Genomic DNA, 14,972 nt, shown 5'->3' with positions numbered 1-14,972 from the left:
GCCGCGGGCGAAACAAGGACGAGAGCGGCGGCAACAAGACGTGAGGTCTTCATGAGCATTCTCCCGATCACGATTTGAGGGCGGAATGAGCCGACAGCCGCCGCGCCAGCGGAATGACGACATGCACCATGGCAAGGACCATGGGCGGCACGGCGAGCGCCGTGACGGCATAGGTCGGCCAATGCGCGGTGAGAGGCGCCAGAAGCATGAGCAGCAGGTTGAGGACGGTGTAGGCGCCCAGCATCGCCAGGAGCAGGAAACGCAACCGCGCGAGCACTGAGACGAAAGGTGATGGCAACGGCATCACGAGGATCCTTATAAGAACGATACGTTTCGTATCGAGACTTGATCTAAACGGGCCGTTTCGTTATGTCAAGGCCAGCCTGTGACACTGGAGACCGGACGCCCATGGACCCGCGCCCCAAACGCCGCGCCTCGATCGGCGCGCGTCGTAGCCCCGAGACCGAGGCGGCCGTGAAGGAAGCCGCCAGAGCCGTGCTGGCCGAGAAGGGCTATGCCGGCTTCTCGATCGAGGAGGTCGCGCGCCGTGCCGGAGCCGGCAAGCCGACGATCTATCGCTGGTGGCCGAACAAGGCCGACCTGTTCATCGCGATCTACGGAGCGAACAAGGATGCGGCCATCCCCGTGCCGGACGAGGGTTCGCTGCGCGCCGACCTGCTGCGCTATACGCGGGATCTCTGGCGCTTCTGGCGCGAGGATACGGCCGGGCGCGTCTTCAAGGGGCTGATCGCCGAAGCGCAGACCAGCGACAGCGCGCTCGCCGCGCTGCGCTTCAAGTTCATGCCGGAGCGGCTGGCAGCTCCGCGGGAGATGTTCGTGCGCGCCGCCGGGCGCGGCGAATTCGCGCCTGAGGAGATCGACGACCGGCTGGAATTCTGGGTTGCCTTCAACTGGCTGCACGCGCTGACCGACCGGCTGAGCGAGGACGAAGCCTCGCTCAGCCGCAAGATCGAGCTGCTTTGCCGTTGAAGCCAAAGCACTGTCGTGTGCTTGGAAACATGCGTCATCCCGGACGGAGCGAAGCGGAGATCCGGGATCCATTCCGGAACCTCAAACGGAGGCGTTCCGGAATGGATCCCGGGTCAAGCCCGGGATGACCCCGTGTTTCCGGACGTAACCGGTAGGCTTCATTCCACCCTGGCGGCAGCCCGCATCACGGCGAGCGCCAGCGTCTGCGCAGCCGGGACGATACTCTCGACCTCGAGGAACTCGTCCGGCGTATGGGCCATGCCGCCGATCGGGCCGACGCTGCACAGCGTCGGCGTCCCCTGCGCGGCCGTGAAGCCTGAATCGGCGCAGCCGCCGGTGAATTCCGCGGTGACGCCGATGCCGAAGGCGGCCGCCGCCTCGCGATAGGTGTCGTAGAGCGCGGCCGAGTCCGAGGAGCGCTCCAGCGGCAGGAACTCGCCCTTGATCGAGAGCACCGCGCTCGTGCCGGCAACCTCGGGCGCCTCGACGATCGCCTTGATCTTGCCGACCATCTCGTCGCGCTGGGCGGCGGTGACATAGCGCAGGTCGATCTCGCACCAGGCGCTGGGCGCGATGGTGTTGACGGTCTGGCCGCCGCCGATCAGGCCGACATTGACGGTGATGCCCTTCTCCAGATCGGTGAGCCCCTGGAGCCTCGGGATCTTGTGACCGAGATCGACGATGGCCGAGGCGCCCTTCTCGTAATTCGCGCCGGAATGGGCCGGCTTGCCGGTGAATTCGGCGCGCATGAAGACGCCGCCCTTGCGGCCGCTGGTGACCGACTGCTTCTGGTCTGTCGCGAAATCGGTGCCGGCCGGCAGGCGGCTCGGCTCGGCATTGAAGACGCAGCGCGACTCGCGGGCTGCCGCCTCGATGACCGGGCGCGAGGACGGCGAGCCGATCTCCTCGTCGCTGGTCGTCAGCATCAGGAGCGGCGCAGCTAGGCCGCCGCATTCGGCGAAGGCGGCAGCCACGAACGCCGAGATCATCACGCCCGCCTTCATGTCGGCGACGCCCGGGCCATAGGCGCGCGTGCCCTTGATGGTGAAGGGTCGGCGCGTCGGCTCGCCCTGCGGGAACACGGTATCGCGATGGCCGAGCAGCATGACCGGGCGCTGGTCGTTGGCGGTCGGGTTGGGCAGGCGCGCCCGAACAGCGTCGCCGAAGCGGCTATCCGGCACGATCTCGACCTCGAGCCCGTTCGCCCGATGGAAGCGCGCGACGACATCGCCGGCCCGGTCGACGCCCGCCTTGTCATAGGAGCCTGAGTCGGTATCGACCAATTCGCGCAGCAGCGCGACCATCCCCTCCTTGCGGCTCGCCAGCCACTCGGTGACCTTCTTCTCCTCGGGGGTCAGGGCGCTCATCGCTTCACTCGCATTCGTTCCGGATGGGACAATGCGGGTGAGCTTAGCGCCATTGCGACAACCGGCAATGGCGAGAGGCGACGGCCATGCCATTCATGCCGCGCATGACCCCGGCCCGGCGTCTATTTCGGCGCCGCCATCCGCCGGATCAGCGCGTCGCGGGCTGCGCGGGCGGCCTCGCGGGCAGCTTCATCGAGTTGACCCCGTGCCGGCTGCTCCAGTGCCTTGGCATAGTAGCCGAGCGCGAGCTGGTCCGAGGCGATCCCGGCATAGAGATCGCCAAGCCGCCTGTTGGCCTGAAGCGCAGCCTCCGGCCTTGCCGCCGCGGCCTCGAAGGCGCCGATCGCCCCGGGTACGTCACCCAGCTTGGCCTTCAGCTCCGCACGCGCCAGCAGAAGACGCGGGTCGTTTGCCCTCGCCCCAAGCGCCGTCTCGACATCGGCGAGAGCGGCCGCCGCATCACCCTGCCCGAGCCGGGCATCGCTTCGCAGCAGCAAGGCCTCGGCATCGCCGGGCGCGGTCGCGAGCCGGGCCGTCGCATCCTCCGCCGCATCGGAGAAGCGGCCGAGGCCGAGCCTCGCCTTTGCGCGCAGCAGCAGCAGGTCGGCTTCCGGCGCGGGCGCGGCGAGCGCGGCGGTGGCGAAACGTTCGGCGGCGGCGGGATCACCGGTCGCGAGATTGATCCGGGCGGCCAGCGCCTGCCAGCGCGGCTGGTCCGGCTCGATCCGCAGCGCCATCGCGATATCGGTCAGGGCTGCCGGATTGTCGGAGCGCAGGTTCAGCGCGGCGCGCTCGGCATAGGGTCGTGCCCGGTCCGGCGCCCGCTTGATCACCTCGGCGAAATCAGCGCGCGCGGCGTTGACCCGGTTCAACTGCACGCGGGCGATCCCGCGCCAGAGGAAGAGATCGGCGACATGGCCCGGCGTCATGCCGGAGGTCCGGGCCCGGAAGGGAATGGGCACGATATCGTCGATGACCTTGCTCAAATCCGTTTCCGCGTCGAGCGCATCACCCAATCGGGCGGCGGCGAGTCCGCGCACGGCCTGCGCCCCGGCGTTGAAGCGGTTGTCAGTGAGCGCCGCAGCGGCCAGCTCCCGCGCGTTCGCCACATCGCCACGGGCCAGCGCAACGCGCGCCCGCAGGGCCTGCTCGGCATAGGCGCCGGGCAAGCGGTTAGTCCGCCAGTTGTCGAGAACCGTGACGGCCTCGTCGAGCGCGCCGGTTTCGATGAGCGCGACGACGAGATCATCCTCGCCCTGCAGCCCTGCAGGCACGTCCGTCGGCAGGCGCGCCTTCTCGCGCAGGTCCTCCAGCGCCTGAATGGGCTTGCCGGCCATCAGGAAGGCGCTTGCGCGGTCGGCGCGATAGAACTGTGCCTTCGGATCGCTTGCGACGAGTTCGGTGAGGTCGGCAACCGCCGCCTCGTAGTTCCCCCTGCCCTGGGAGACAGAAGCGCGCGCCAGCATGGCCTGCGCCCAGATGCTCTTGTCCGCCCCCGAACGCCGGACGGCGCTGTCGGCATCGGCCCAGGCCCGGTCGAAAGGCGTCAGGTCCTTGCCGTAGCGGTAATCCGACAGATGGGCGTAGGCGCGAGCGAGGGTCGCGGGGAGATAATCGGGCGCAGCTGCGACGGCCAAATCGAAATCGCCGATCTGACTGTCAAAGGGCCGGGCCTTGGCGCGCTCGATCAACCGGTCGGCCTTGGCCTGCGGCGTGGTGGCCGTTTCGACGAGACGGTCGCAGCTCTGCATGCGCAGGGGATCGTCGCGGGTGGCGCAGCGCTTCTTCAGCTCGGCCTCGTCGAGATCAGCGACGACGATCGGCTTCGGCTTGTCGAATTCCGCGACACGCGCCGCATGGCGTTCCCGCGAGGCGATGTCATAGGCCATTTTCGCGTCGGTCCGCGCCGCGGAGCGGGCGAGGATGGCGCGGGCGCCGGGCTGATCGCCCGATGCGAGCAGGATGTCCGCCTTGAGCTCATAGGCGTCGAACAGGCCGGGATCGAGCTCGATCGCCTTGTCCGCATCCGCCGTGGCAGCGGCCATGTCCTTCATCGCGAGCTTGACGGCGCCGCGCGTCGCGTAAGCGCGGCCGGAGCGGGGCTCGGCCTCGGCAACCACCTCGGCATCGGCAAGCGCCTCCGGCAATTCACGGCGCGCCAGCCGGGCGCGCGCGCGGATTTCGATCAGGTCGACCTGCTTCGGGAAGGCTGCGAGCCCCTCGGTCGCCTCCTTCGCGGCAGCTTCGAACAGGCCGAGATAAAACAGGCTGCGGGCGCGGGTGATGAAGGTATCCGAGTTGCGGAAGCCGCCCTCGCGCGCCTTGTCGACATGCGCCACCGCGTCGGTGTAGCGGCCGGTGGCATAGGCAAGCAGGCCAAGGAGATAGTCGCTGCGCGGATGCTGCTTCTGCCAGAACAGGCCCTTGCGCAAATCCTCGCCCGCGCCAGCGAAATCATATTGCAGCAGCCTGAGATAGCCGCGATTGGCATGGTTGTCCGGGTCGAAAGGATCGTTCTCGATCGCGGCGGTGAAATCCGCCATCGCGCCCTCGCGATTGCCGAGCGTGAAGCGGACGCGGCCGCGGTCGCGGTAGAGCGCCGCAAAGTTTGGCGCGAGGGCCAGCGCCTCCGAGTAATCCTTCTCAGCCTCGGCCGGGCGGCCGAGCGCGAGCTGGGTATGGCCGCGCGCGACATGGGCCATCGCCTTGACCTTGCGATCGACCCTCCCCTTCAGGATGGCGTTGCAGGCGGCGAGCCCCTTCTCGGTGCGGTCATCCTTGCAGAGCGCGACGGTCCCGGCTTTCTGGGCCAGGACGGGCTTCGGGCCGAGCAGGCAGAGCAGCGGCAGCGCCAAGACCAGGAACGTCCTCCGCCAGAGCAAGCAGGCCATGCCAACCTCCCAGACACCATCCCGCACGGAACTGACGCTAGGAAAGACTAGCATGCGGTGGCTGCCGGCGTCATGCAGCCAGCGCTGCCAAACCCGGACAGGCAACTGCTGGAGCGTCCAGCTCAATCCGCCCATTCGGGATCGGTGGTGAAGGCGATGGTCAGCCAGCGGTCCGGAGTGTCGTCGCCGATTGCCTCGCCGACCTCGTCACGGATAGCATCCCATTCCTCGAGCTTCCGCGCGGGGCTGCCCTTGGGCACGATGAAATAGAGCTCGATCTGCCGGCCCCGGCCGACGCGGGCGACGTAGGAGCGGTAGGAAGCGAAGCCGTGGCGGCGGACCATCTCTTCGGCGACCGCATCGACATGGCCCTTCAGATCGGCGGGGGTCACCAGCAGGATTTCGCCCAATGACTGCTTGATCGTCCCGATCGGGATGGGAATGACGACGATGCAGACCAGCGCGAGGGCGACCGGGTCGACATAGGGCAGCATCCAGGCAAGCTTCGTTCCCTGGATCGCGTAGCCGAAAACGAAGGCGACGAGCAGGGCGCCGCTCAGGCTGCCCGACATCACCCAGGACTTGGCATCCAGCGCCACGAAAGCCGAATTGAGCGTCCGATTGGCCCGCCGGCCATAGATCGCCATGGCGAAGGCGAGCAGCATCGTCACAGCCGCGTAGACGATCGCGTAGTCGAAGGACAGCATCCGGCCGCCCGCCATGATGCTGCCGATGGCGTTGATCAGCGCGTAAATCGCGGCCCCGGTCAGGAGGATGCCGTTGAGGCCGAGCACCATCGGCTCCAGATGCCAGAAGCCCATGGTGAAATGCTTCACCAGCTTGCTGCCGGCAGCCTCGTTCGCGGTCGAGGACACGATGAGGTTCGCCACCAGCAGCGCGACGACGGTCATGGTCGCATCGGTCAGGGCGTAGATGCCGTCGAAGACGATCGCGAAGGAGCCGGAGAGCAGGCCGAAGACGATGCCCACGGCCGCCAGCAGAAAGGTCACGACGATCGAAAGACGCAGGACGCTTTGCTCGGTCTTCATCACGCCTCTCTCGCTCTACCCCGATGCGAGCCTATCTGCCCCGCTGCGGACGCGCCAATCCCGGCGGCAACAGCGCCGACCTGCCTTTTCAGGCGATGCCGGCAGACCAGGCGAGAACATAGACGAGCGTCCCGATCGCCATCGGTACGAGCGGATTGACCTTGGAACGATAGGTCACGAACGCAGTCGCAGCCGTGATTGCATAGCCGACGAGGCCGGCATCGGCAGCGAGCGTCGCGACCACGCCGCTCGCCAGCATCAGGCCGAGCGCGATCGGCACCAGCGCGAGCGTGACGATCCGGACCACGCGGCTGCCGCCGAAGCGCTGCAGGCCGCGGCTGGAGGCAAGCGCCAGCAGGCAGGACGGCAGCAGGAGTGCCGTCGTCGCCACCAGCAGACCGGCCGTACCGGCGACATGCCAGCCGATGATGCTGCCAAGCATGATGTTGGGGCCGGGCGCCGCCTGCGCGATGGCGAAGAGGCGGGCGAAGGTCGGCGCATCCATCCAGCCAAGGAGATCGACGACCTGGCGGTGGATTTCCGGCACGACCGCATTGGCGCCGCCGATCGCCATCAGCGAGATCGTGCCGAAGGTGATGATGAGCTGGAAGAAGACGCCGCGCTCCATCAGACCCGCCGCGCTCCAAGCGTCGCCGCAACCAGACCCAGCGGCACGAGCACCAGCAGGGTCGGCAACATCGGCAAACGCAGCAGACCGACGGCAATGAAGGCAGCTGCGGCCATCAGCCAGGCCCAGCGCGCGAGGCCTGCTTTCGTCAGCAGCCGCAATGCGGTGCCGAGAATGAGCCCGGCGGCGCTGGCGGCGGCGCCGGTCAGAGCGACCTGCGCGAGCGGATGGCCGGAGACCGCGTCATAGGCATTCGCGAGCGCGACGAGGCAGAGCAGCGGCATCGCCATCAGCGCGAAGACGCAGGTCAGCGCACCGATTCCGCCGCGGAAGCGATCGCCCAGCATCACCGCCGCGTTGACCGTGTTGGCGCCGGGCAGCGCCTGGCAGATGCCGATCAATTCGGCATAGCCGCGATCGTCGAGCCAGTTGCGCTCGGTGACGATGATATGGCGCGCGATCGGCCCGACCCCGCCGAAGCCCATCAGACCGATCTTGAGGAAGCCCGTGAAGAGGTCCGGCAGGCTCGGCCGGGGCGCTTCCGGTGCGGTCTCCAGGCTCGACATCCCGGTCGGTTAGCGCCGCGATTCCATCGCCATGCGCACGGCGAAGCCCGCGAGCACCGTGCCCATCAGCCAGCGCTGGACCAGCGACCAGAACGGCCGCGTCCGCAGGAACAACGCGATGCTGCCGGCGGCGGTGGCGATCAGCGCATTGACGCTGCCGCTGATCGCGATCTGGACGAAGCCGAGCACGACCGATTGGGAGAGCACGTTGCCGGCGGCCGGATCGATGAACTGCGGCAGGAGCGCGAGATAGAACATCGCGATCTTCGGATTGAGCAGGCTGGTCAGGAAGCCCATGGCGAAGAGCTTGCGCGGCCCGTCATGGGGCAAATCGCGGACATGGAAGGGCGAGCTGCCGCCCGGCCGCACCGCCTGCCAGGCGAGCCAGAGCAGATAGGCCGCGCCACCGAGCCTGAGCACGTCATAGGCATAGGGCACGGCGAAGAGCAGCGCGGTGATGCCGAAGGCGGCGCAGAACATGTAGACGAAGAAGCCGAGGATGACGCCGCCGAGCGAGATCAGGCCGGCTCCCCTGCCCTGCGCGATCGAGCGCGAGATCAGGTAGATCATGTTGGGGCCGGGCGTCAGCACCATGCCAAGCGCGATCAGCGAGAAGGTGATGAGGGTCGTCGTCTCGGGCATGCGAAGCGCTCCGGCGGAACTCAGCGCTTGGACCATGGATCGCGATAGCCGGCAATCGGCTGTGCCATGGGAGCGGCCATGCAAGCCGTCGATGCGTGACCCGGCTTCTCCCAGGCGGAACCCGCGGCTTCGCTGGAGGTTGTGGCGTGCAAGCGGATTGGGGGGAAGACATGACGCTGTTCAGTCGCGTTCTCTACACGGTCATCGCCTTTGCGTTGCTGGGCGCCTCGATCGTCCTGATCGGCGTCGCGGTCTGGCGGACGTCGCAGGGGTTCTGGACCGGCGAAGGCGCGCTCGACACGATGCTCGACGGGATCGGCCTCGTGATCATCGCGGTCGCGGTCGCCGATGTCGGCAAGTTCCTGTTCGAGGAGGAGGTCATCGCCGACCGCGAGATGCGCCACCCGGCCGAGGCGCGGGGATCGCTGACCAAGTTCATGTCGATCATGATCGTGGCGCTCTCGCTGGAATCGCTGGTGCTGATCGCCAAGACCTCGCGCGAGACGATGGGAGATGTGGTCTATCCTGCCTTGCTGATGCTGCTCGCCGTACTGGCAATGATCGGGCTCGGCCTGTTCCAGAAGCTCAGCCAGAACGCGACGGCAGCCGTGCCGCCGGATCGGGACGAGGACGACGGCAATCCTGCGAACGTTGAACCAAGACTCAAAACGCGCAGACCCAAACGCATGTCATCCCGGCCGGAGCGAAGCGAAGAGCCGGGATCCATGCCTGAGCCTACCCGTTAGAAGCTCAGGCATGGATCCCGGGCCTCCCTATGGTCGCCCGGGATGACCGCCTTGAATTGCGAGTGCCCTCACCGCAGCTCGTCGACAAGGAGCAGATCGGTATCATCCGGCTTCGCCCCCGCCGCCGTGAGCATGGCGTGAATCTGGCCGCGATGGTGGGTCTGGTGGTTGAAGAAATGCGTGAGCACGAAGGCGCGCGGCTTGCCCATCTCGCGGCCGGCGGCACCAGAATACCAGATCAGCGTACCGCGCAGCCAATCGGCCGTGATGCTCTCGGCCCAGTCGAGCAGGAACTGGTCGCGTTGCCGCCGGCGTGCAGAGAACTGCGCCCAACCCTCGAAATAGACCGCCGAATCGCGGCCCCCCACCGAGGGCTTCTCGGTGCCGATGAGGCGGCTCAGCCAGGTCTCGTCGGCCCAGAGGATGTGGTTGAAAGTGCCGTGGATCGACTTGAAGAAGGCGCCGCGATCGAGCTTGCGGGCCTCGTCGGTCAATCCGTCCGCCGCCGCCATCAGGCTGCGGTTCTGCCAGGCGTTGTAGCGGGCCATGGTCTGGACGAAAGCGGGATCGACCATGGTCTGCTCCTCCTCAGAGCCCGTTTTGAGACTTTCACCAGCCCTCATCCTGAGGAGCGGACGCAAGTCCGCGTCTCGAAGGATGTTTCAGAAGGCTCCCGAACCATCTGGACCATCCTTCGAGACGCCGCTGACGCGGCTCCTCAGGATGAGGGCTCATCGTTCCCAAAAGGCCCTCAGATGACGTTGGCCTCCTTGAGCGGCCGGTTCGCAACGATGCGCTCGTGGCCGAGATCGGCAAGGTCGAGCGAGCGATAGCGGCCATGCGCGATATGCTCGGCGAGGCCGCGGCCAACAGCCGGGGCCTGCTGCAGGCCGTGGCCGGAGAAGCCGTTGGCGAGATAGAGATTGGGCAGGCCGACCGCCGGGCCGATGATCGCGTTATGGTCGAGCCCGCACATGTCGTAGGGGCCGGCCCAGGCGCGGCCGGGCCTGATCTGCTCGAAAGCCGGGATGCGGGTGGCGAGCGAAGGCCAGACCACCTCCTCGAAGAAGCCCCAGTCGACATCCTCCGCGGCAGGATCGGTCTCGATCCATTCGACATCCTGCTCGGACGTCAAGGGTGAGCAGCTGCCAATGAAGAGCTGGCCTTCCGCCGAGCGCTTGCCCTCTTGCCGGCACCAGGCGCCGGTCGTGTCGATCAGGAGCGGGCAGCCATCGACATCGCCCTTGCAGGTGAAGGAGAAGACATAGCGCTTCATCGACTTCACGGGGATGGAAACGCCCGCCGTCGCGGCGAGCTTCGCGCCATGCGTCCCGCTGGCATTGACCACCGCGCCGCAAGCGATGCGGCTGCCATCGGCGAGCTCAACCGCGGTGACGCGGCCGCCCTCTGTAACGTAACGGGCGACCTCGCCCTGGCGGTACTCGACGCCGAGGCTACGCGCCTTCTTGCGAAAGGCCTGAAGCAGCGCCCAGCCGTCGAACCAGCCCTCGCCGCTCACGCCGAAGGTGCCACAAGCGAGATCCTCGGTGTTGAGCCAGGGGAAGCGCTGCTTCAGCGTCGCGGGATCGTAGAGGGCGATATCGGCGCCCTCAGCTGCTTGCAGCTTCTGGTTGGCTTCGAGGATCGGCGCGCCGGGCTCGCTCGCGAGATAGAGATAGCCGCCCTCATGCAGGTCGATCGCCGGAACCTCGCCGTCGACTGAGAGATGCGTCCCGATATTGCGCAGGAAATCGATGCCGAAAAGCGAGATGCGGATGTTCACCGCACTCGAAAACTGCTGGCGGATCGAGGCGGCCGAGAGCGCGGAGGCCGACAAGCGATAGGTCGGGTCCTTCTCGATCACCACGACCTTGCCGGTGAAGCCTGGATCGGCGGCGAGATGATAGGCGACGGAGGAGCCGATCGCGGCCCCCCCGCAGATCACGACATCGGCGCTTTCGGAGACGGGCGGCATGGCAGGCCTCGCGCAGCCGGCTTCGATGGAGAAGCCGGGTTGGTGAATTTCGCGCATGAATGAACGAGCGCGAGGCGCTTGTCGAGAGGCGCCTTAACTCGCTGGCGCGCATTCCCCGAGCAGCCAGTCGCGGAAGGCGATCACGGTCGGCAGATTGGCCTTCTCCTCGGGATAGACCAGATAATAGCCGTCCTTGCCGGTCACGGGCCGGTCGATCGGGATGACCAGCGCGCCCGAGCGCAACTCCTCCTCGACCAGGAAGCGCGGCACGATGGCGAGCCCGAGCCCCGCGACCGCCGCCTGCGCGATCATGGCGAACTGCTCGAAACGCGGCCCCATCAAGGCCCGCTCCGGCGCCAACCCCTGCTGCTCCAGCCAGTTCGCCCAGGCGCGCGGCCGGGTCGATTGCTGCAGCAGCGGCGCCCGCAGCATGTCGGCCGCCTCCGCGATCCCGACGCGCGCCAGCAGTGAGGGCGCTGCGACCGGAACGACCTCCTCGCCCATCAGGCGATGGAGCCGCGCACCCGGCCAGTTCTCCGCACCGAAATGCACGGCGGCATCGACCTGCTCGCGGGCGAAGTCGAAGGGCACCAGCCGCGTGGTGAAATTGATGGTGATGCCGGGATGAGCCTCGGTGAAGCGCGGCAGGCGCGGGATCAGCCAGCGCGTGCCGAAGGTCGGCAGCGTGGCCAGATTGAGCACGCCGGCCGCACCGCGAAAGGCGATGGCGGAAACCGTCGCAGCCGCGAGCCGGGACAGGCCGTCGCGGATGTCGTTGGCGTAGGCTGCGCCGGCGGCCGTCAGGCTGACGCGCTTCTTGACGCGCTCGAACAGGCTGACGCCGAGCACCTTCTCGAGATGCGCGACCTGCCGGCTGACCGCTCCCTGCGTCAGGTTCAATTCCTCCGCCGCACGCGTGAAACTGCCATGCCGGGCCGCAGCCTCGAAGGCGGCGAGCGCGGACAGCGAGGGCACCGAGAGGCGGCCGGGAACGAGCGCGTCATCCATGAGGAATACTCACCAAGTGGTGAGAACATATCGGTTGCCCAAGCAACGGGAAAGAGGGCATTCTGCCGGCCTCAAGCGCGGCGGCCTTAAGGTTCCCGCGCCTTTATGTCATGCGCCTTGGGGCATGTGCTCTTGGGCTCCCGCTCGCGACCGCTGGAAGACAAAGATGGCCACATCCCTGCCGAAAGACACGCTCGCCCTGCTCAAGCGCCTCGGCGTCGCCGACTCGGCCTATGCCGATGCCGGCCTGACGGCGGGCTCGCCGATCACCGGCGAGACCGTCGTGACGCTGCGCGAGACGTCGCCGGCCGAGGCCGAGGCTGCGATCGGCCGGGCCCAGTCCGCCTATCTCGCCTGGCGCAAGGTGCCGGCGCCGCGTCGCGGCGAGTTCGTCCGTCTGCTCGGCGAGGAATTGCGCGCCGCCAAGGCCGATCTCGGCCTGCTGGTGACGCTCGAAGCCGGCAAGGTCACCTCCGAGGGCCTCGGCGAGGTCCAGGAGATGATCGACATCTGCGACTTCGCCGTCGGCCTGTCGCGCCAGCTCTACGGCCTGACCATCGCCACCGAGCGCCCGAACCATCGCATGATGGAGACCTGGCACCCGATCGGCGTCGTGGGCGTGATCTCGGCCTTCAATTTCCCGGTCGCGGTCTGGTGCTGGAACGCGGCGCTCGCCTTCGTCTGCGGTGACAGCGTCGTCTGGAAGCCCTCCGAGAAAACCCCGCTGACCGCGCTCGCCGTGCAGGCCATCGTCGAGAAGACGATGAAGCGCTTTGGTTCGGAAGCTCCGATCGGCCTCTCCGAGGTCCTCGTCGGCGGCCGCGAGCTCGGCGACATCCTGGTCTCCGACCACCGCGTCCCGGTCGTCTCGGCCACCGGCTCGACCCGCATGGGCAAGGAAGTTGGCCAGAAGCTCGCCGCGCGCTTCGCCCGCGCCATCCTCGAGCTCGGCGGCAACAACGCCGCGATCGTCGCCCCTTCGGCCGACCTTGACATCGCGCTGCGCGGCATCGCCTTCGCGGCGATGGGCACCGCCGGCCAGCGCTGCACCACGTTGCGCCGCCTGATCGTGCATGAAAGCGTCTATGATGCGCTCGTGCCGAAGCTCGCCAAGGTCTACGGCTCGGTGAAGATCGGCGATCCCCGTGAAGCCGGCGTGCTGGTCGGCCCGCTGGTCGACGAGGCCGCCTATCAGGGCATGCAGAAGGCGCTCTCCGAGGCCAAGGCCGAGGGCGGCAAGGTCCATGGCGGCGAGAAGGTCGATGTCGGCGCGGGCGGCTTCTATGTCCGCCCGGCCCTGGTCGAGATGCCCAAGCAGTGCGGCCCGGTCGAGCGCGAGACCTTCGCCCCGATCCTCTACGTGATGAAGTACAAGTCCATCGACGAGGCGATCGCGATCCAGAACGCGGTCGGCGCCGGCCTGTCCTCCTCGATCTTCACGCTCAACATGCGCGAGGCCGAGCTCTTCGTCTCCGACGAGGGCTCCGATTGCGGCATCGCCAACGTCAATATCGGCCCCTCGGGCGCCGAGATCGGCGGCGCGTTCGGCGGCGAGAAGGAGACGGGCGGCGGCCGCGAGGCCGGCTCGGACGCCTGGAAGGCCTATATGCGCCGCGCCACCAACACGCTGAACTACGGCACCACGCTGCCGCTGGCGCAGGGCGTCAGCTTCGACGTGGATGCGTGATCACTAAGACCCGTCATTCTCGGGCGTAGCGAAGCGCAGACCCGAGAATCTCATGACCAGTAGCTGGTTTCCGAGATGGTCGGGTCAAGCCCGACCATGACGCAAACGATACGGGAGAGACAGAAAATGGCCGGCAGCCACAAGCTCGCGAAGTTCACCTGGGACGATGCCTACCTGCTCGACGAGCAGCTGAACGAGGACGAGCGGCTGATCCGCGACACGGCCCGCGCCTATGCGCAGGAGAAGCTCGCTCCGCGCATCCATGACGCCTATCTCGACGAGAAGACCGATCGCTCGATCTTCAATGAAATGGGCGAGCTCGGCCTGCTCGGCGTCACCGTTCCCGAGGAGTACGGCTGCGCCGGCGCCAATTACGTCTCCTACGGGCTCGTCGCCCGCGAGGTCGAGCGCATCGACTCGGGCTACCGCTCGATGATGTCGGTGCAGTCCTCGCTCGTGATGTTCCCGATCTACGCCTATGGCAGCGAGGAGCAGCGCAAGAAGTACCTGCCGAAGCTGGGTTCGGGCGAATGGGTCGGCTGCTTCGGCCTGACCGAGCCGGATGCCGGCTCCGATCCCGGTGGCATGAAGACCCGCGCCGAGAAGGTCGCCGACGGCTACAAGCTCACCGGCTCGAAGATGTGGATCTCGAACTCGCCGATCGCCGACGTCTTCGTCGTCTGGGCGAAATCGGCCGCGCATGACAACCAGATCCGCGGCTTCGTGCTCGAAAAGGGCATGAAGGGCCTGTCCGCGCCGAAGATCGGCGGCAAGCTCTCGCTTCGCGCCTCGATCACCGGCGAGGTCGTCATGGACGGCGTGATCGTGCCGGAAGAGAACCTGCTGCCGAACGTCTCGGGCCTGTCAGGCCCGTTCGGCTGCCTCAACCGTGCGCGCTACGGCATCTCCTGGGGCGTGATGGGCGCCGCCGAGGATTGCTTCCACCGCGCCCGCCAGTACGGGCTCGACCGCAAGCAGTTCAACAAGCCGCTGGCCCAGACGCAGCTCTACCAGAAGAAGCTGGCGGACATGCTGACCGAGATCACGCTCGGCCTGCAGGGCAGCTTGCGTGTCGGGCGTCTGCTCGACGACGGTAAGATGGCCCCGGAGATGATCTCGCTGGTCAAGCGCAACAATTGCGGCAAGGCGCTCGACATCGCCCGCCAGGCCCGCGACATGCATGGCGGCAACGGCATCCAGATCGAGTATCATGTGATGCGCCACGCCGCGAACCTCGAGACGGTGAACACCTATGAGGGCACGCATGACGTCCACGCGCTGATCCTCGGCCGCGCGATCACCGGCCTGCAGGCGTTCTTCTGAAACCCACCCGTCATCCCGGCCGCAGCGAAGCGGAGCGCCGGGATCCATCGTAGAGCGGAACGCCCTTCGATGGATCCCGGGACAAGCCCGGGATGACGGC

The 14,972-nt window shown here is 67.3% G+C and carries 14 protein-coding genes; 4 read left to right on the top strand and 10 right to left on the bottom strand.

Annotation, left to right across the window (positions count from 1 at the left end):
* Positions 1-67: 67 nt before the first annotated feature.
* On the bottom strand, positions 68-304 hold the full coding sequence (locus tag AC07NY_RS13180; RefSeq protein ID WP_492284417.1) for a hypothetical protein: 237 nt from the start codon (positions 302-304) through the stop codon (positions 68-70).
* Between the two features lie 104 nt (positions 305-408).
* Here AC07NY_RS13180 and AC07NY_RS13175 point away from each other — a divergent pair, with 104 nt between their 5' ends.
* Positions 409-990, top strand: coding sequence for a TetR/AcrR family transcriptional regulator (locus tag AC07NY_RS13175; protein ID WP_492284418.1), 582 nt, complete (start codon positions 409-411; stop codon positions 988-990).
* Between the two features lie 158 nt (positions 991-1,148).
* Here AC07NY_RS13175 and AC07NY_RS13170 read toward each other — a convergent pair whose 3' ends face one another.
* From AC07NY_RS13170 to AC07NY_RS13145, 6 genes are all read right to left on the bottom strand, one after another.
* Positions 1,149-2,357 carry a M20 family metallopeptidase gene (locus AC07NY_RS13170; RefSeq protein WP_494584208.1) on the bottom strand — a complete coding sequence of 403 codons (1,209 nt, stop codon included), beginning with the start codon at positions 2,355-2,357 and terminating at the stop codon, positions 1,149-1,151.
* Positions 2,358-2,479: 122 nt separating this feature from the next.
* Entirely contained in the window at positions 2,480-5,248 is a 2,769-nt protein-coding gene (locus AC07NY_RS13165; RefSeq protein ID WP_494584207.1) for a tetratricopeptide repeat protein, read from the bottom strand.
* A gap of 122 nt (positions 5,249-5,370) precedes the next feature.
* Positions 5,371-6,297 (bottom strand): cation diffusion facilitator family transporter, encoded by a 927-nt coding sequence (locus AC07NY_RS13160; RefSeq protein ID WP_494584206.1) that lies wholly within the window; start codon positions 6,295-6,297, stop codon positions 5,371-5,373.
* Positions 6,298-6,385: 88 nt separating this feature from the next.
* Positions 6,386-6,925 carry a chromate transporter gene (locus AC07NY_RS13155; protein ID WP_494584205.1) on the bottom strand — a complete coding sequence of 180 codons (540 nt, stop codon included), beginning with the start codon at positions 6,923-6,925 and terminating at the stop codon, positions 6,386-6,388.
* The gene (locus AC07NY_RS13150; protein WP_494584204.1) at positions 6,925-7,491 is read right to left on the bottom strand and encodes a chromate transporter; all 567 of its coding nucleotides are present in this window, start codon (positions 7,489-7,491) and stop codon (positions 6,925-6,927) included. The genes AC07NY_RS13155 and AC07NY_RS13150 overlap by 1 nt, the downstream gene beginning before the upstream one ends.
* Positions 7,492-7,500: 9 nt before the next feature.
* Positions 7,501-8,133 carry a LysE family translocator gene (locus AC07NY_RS13145; RefSeq protein WP_492284424.1) on the bottom strand — a complete coding sequence of 211 codons (633 nt, stop codon included), beginning with the start codon at positions 8,131-8,133 and terminating at the stop codon, positions 7,501-7,503.
* A 170-nt stretch (positions 8,134-8,303) separates the two neighbouring features.
* Here AC07NY_RS13145 and AC07NY_RS13140 point away from each other — a divergent pair, with 170 nt between their 5' ends.
* Complete coding sequence (locus AC07NY_RS13140; protein WP_494584203.1) at positions 8,304-8,879, top strand: GNAT family acetyltransferase; 576 nt, start codon at positions 8,304-8,306, stop codon at positions 8,877-8,879.
* Positions 8,880-8,947: 68 nt separating this feature from the next.
* Here the strand turns inward: AC07NY_RS13140 and AC07NY_RS13135 are convergent, their stop codons facing one another.
* The 3 genes from AC07NY_RS13135 to AC07NY_RS13125 all read right to left on the bottom strand — a co-directional run bounded on the left by AC07NY_RS13135 (position 8,948) and on the right by AC07NY_RS13125 (position 11,862).
* Positions 8,948-9,454, bottom strand: a complete 507-nt coding sequence (locus tag AC07NY_RS13135; protein WP_494584202.1) for a DinB family protein — start codon at positions 9,452-9,454, stop codon at positions 8,948-8,950.
* Positions 9,455-9,630: 176 nt separating this feature from the next.
* Entirely contained in the window at positions 9,631-10,854 is a 1,224-nt protein-coding gene (locus tag AC07NY_RS13130; protein ID WP_494584201.1) for an NAD(P)/FAD-dependent oxidoreductase, read from the bottom strand.
* A gap of 93 nt (positions 10,855-10,947) precedes the next feature.
* Positions 10,948-11,862, bottom strand: a complete 915-nt coding sequence (locus AC07NY_RS13125) for a LysR family transcriptional regulator (protein ID WP_494584200.1) — start codon at positions 11,860-11,862, stop codon at positions 10,948-10,950.
* A 166-nt stretch (positions 11,863-12,028) separates the two neighbouring features.
* Between AC07NY_RS13125 and amaB the strand changes: the two genes are divergently transcribed.
* Positions 12,029-13,549 carry an L-piperidine-6-carboxylate dehydrogenase gene (gene amaB, locus AC07NY_RS13120; protein ID WP_494584199.1) on the top strand — a complete coding sequence of 507 codons (1,521 nt, stop codon included), beginning with the start codon at positions 12,029-12,031 and terminating at the stop codon, positions 13,547-13,549.
* Between the two features lie 126 nt (positions 13,550-13,675).
* Complete coding sequence (locus tag AC07NY_RS13115; protein WP_494584198.1) at positions 13,676-14,872, top strand: acyl-CoA dehydrogenase; 1,197 nt, start codon at positions 13,676-13,678, stop codon at positions 14,870-14,872.
* The last annotated feature ends 100 nt before the right edge of the window (positions 14,873-14,972 follow it).

The organism is Allobosea sp. GW821-FHT09G06 (assembly GCF_059416005.1).
Note: the sequence above shows the minus strand (reverse complement) of the source record. Positions and strands in the feature narration are given on the sequence as shown.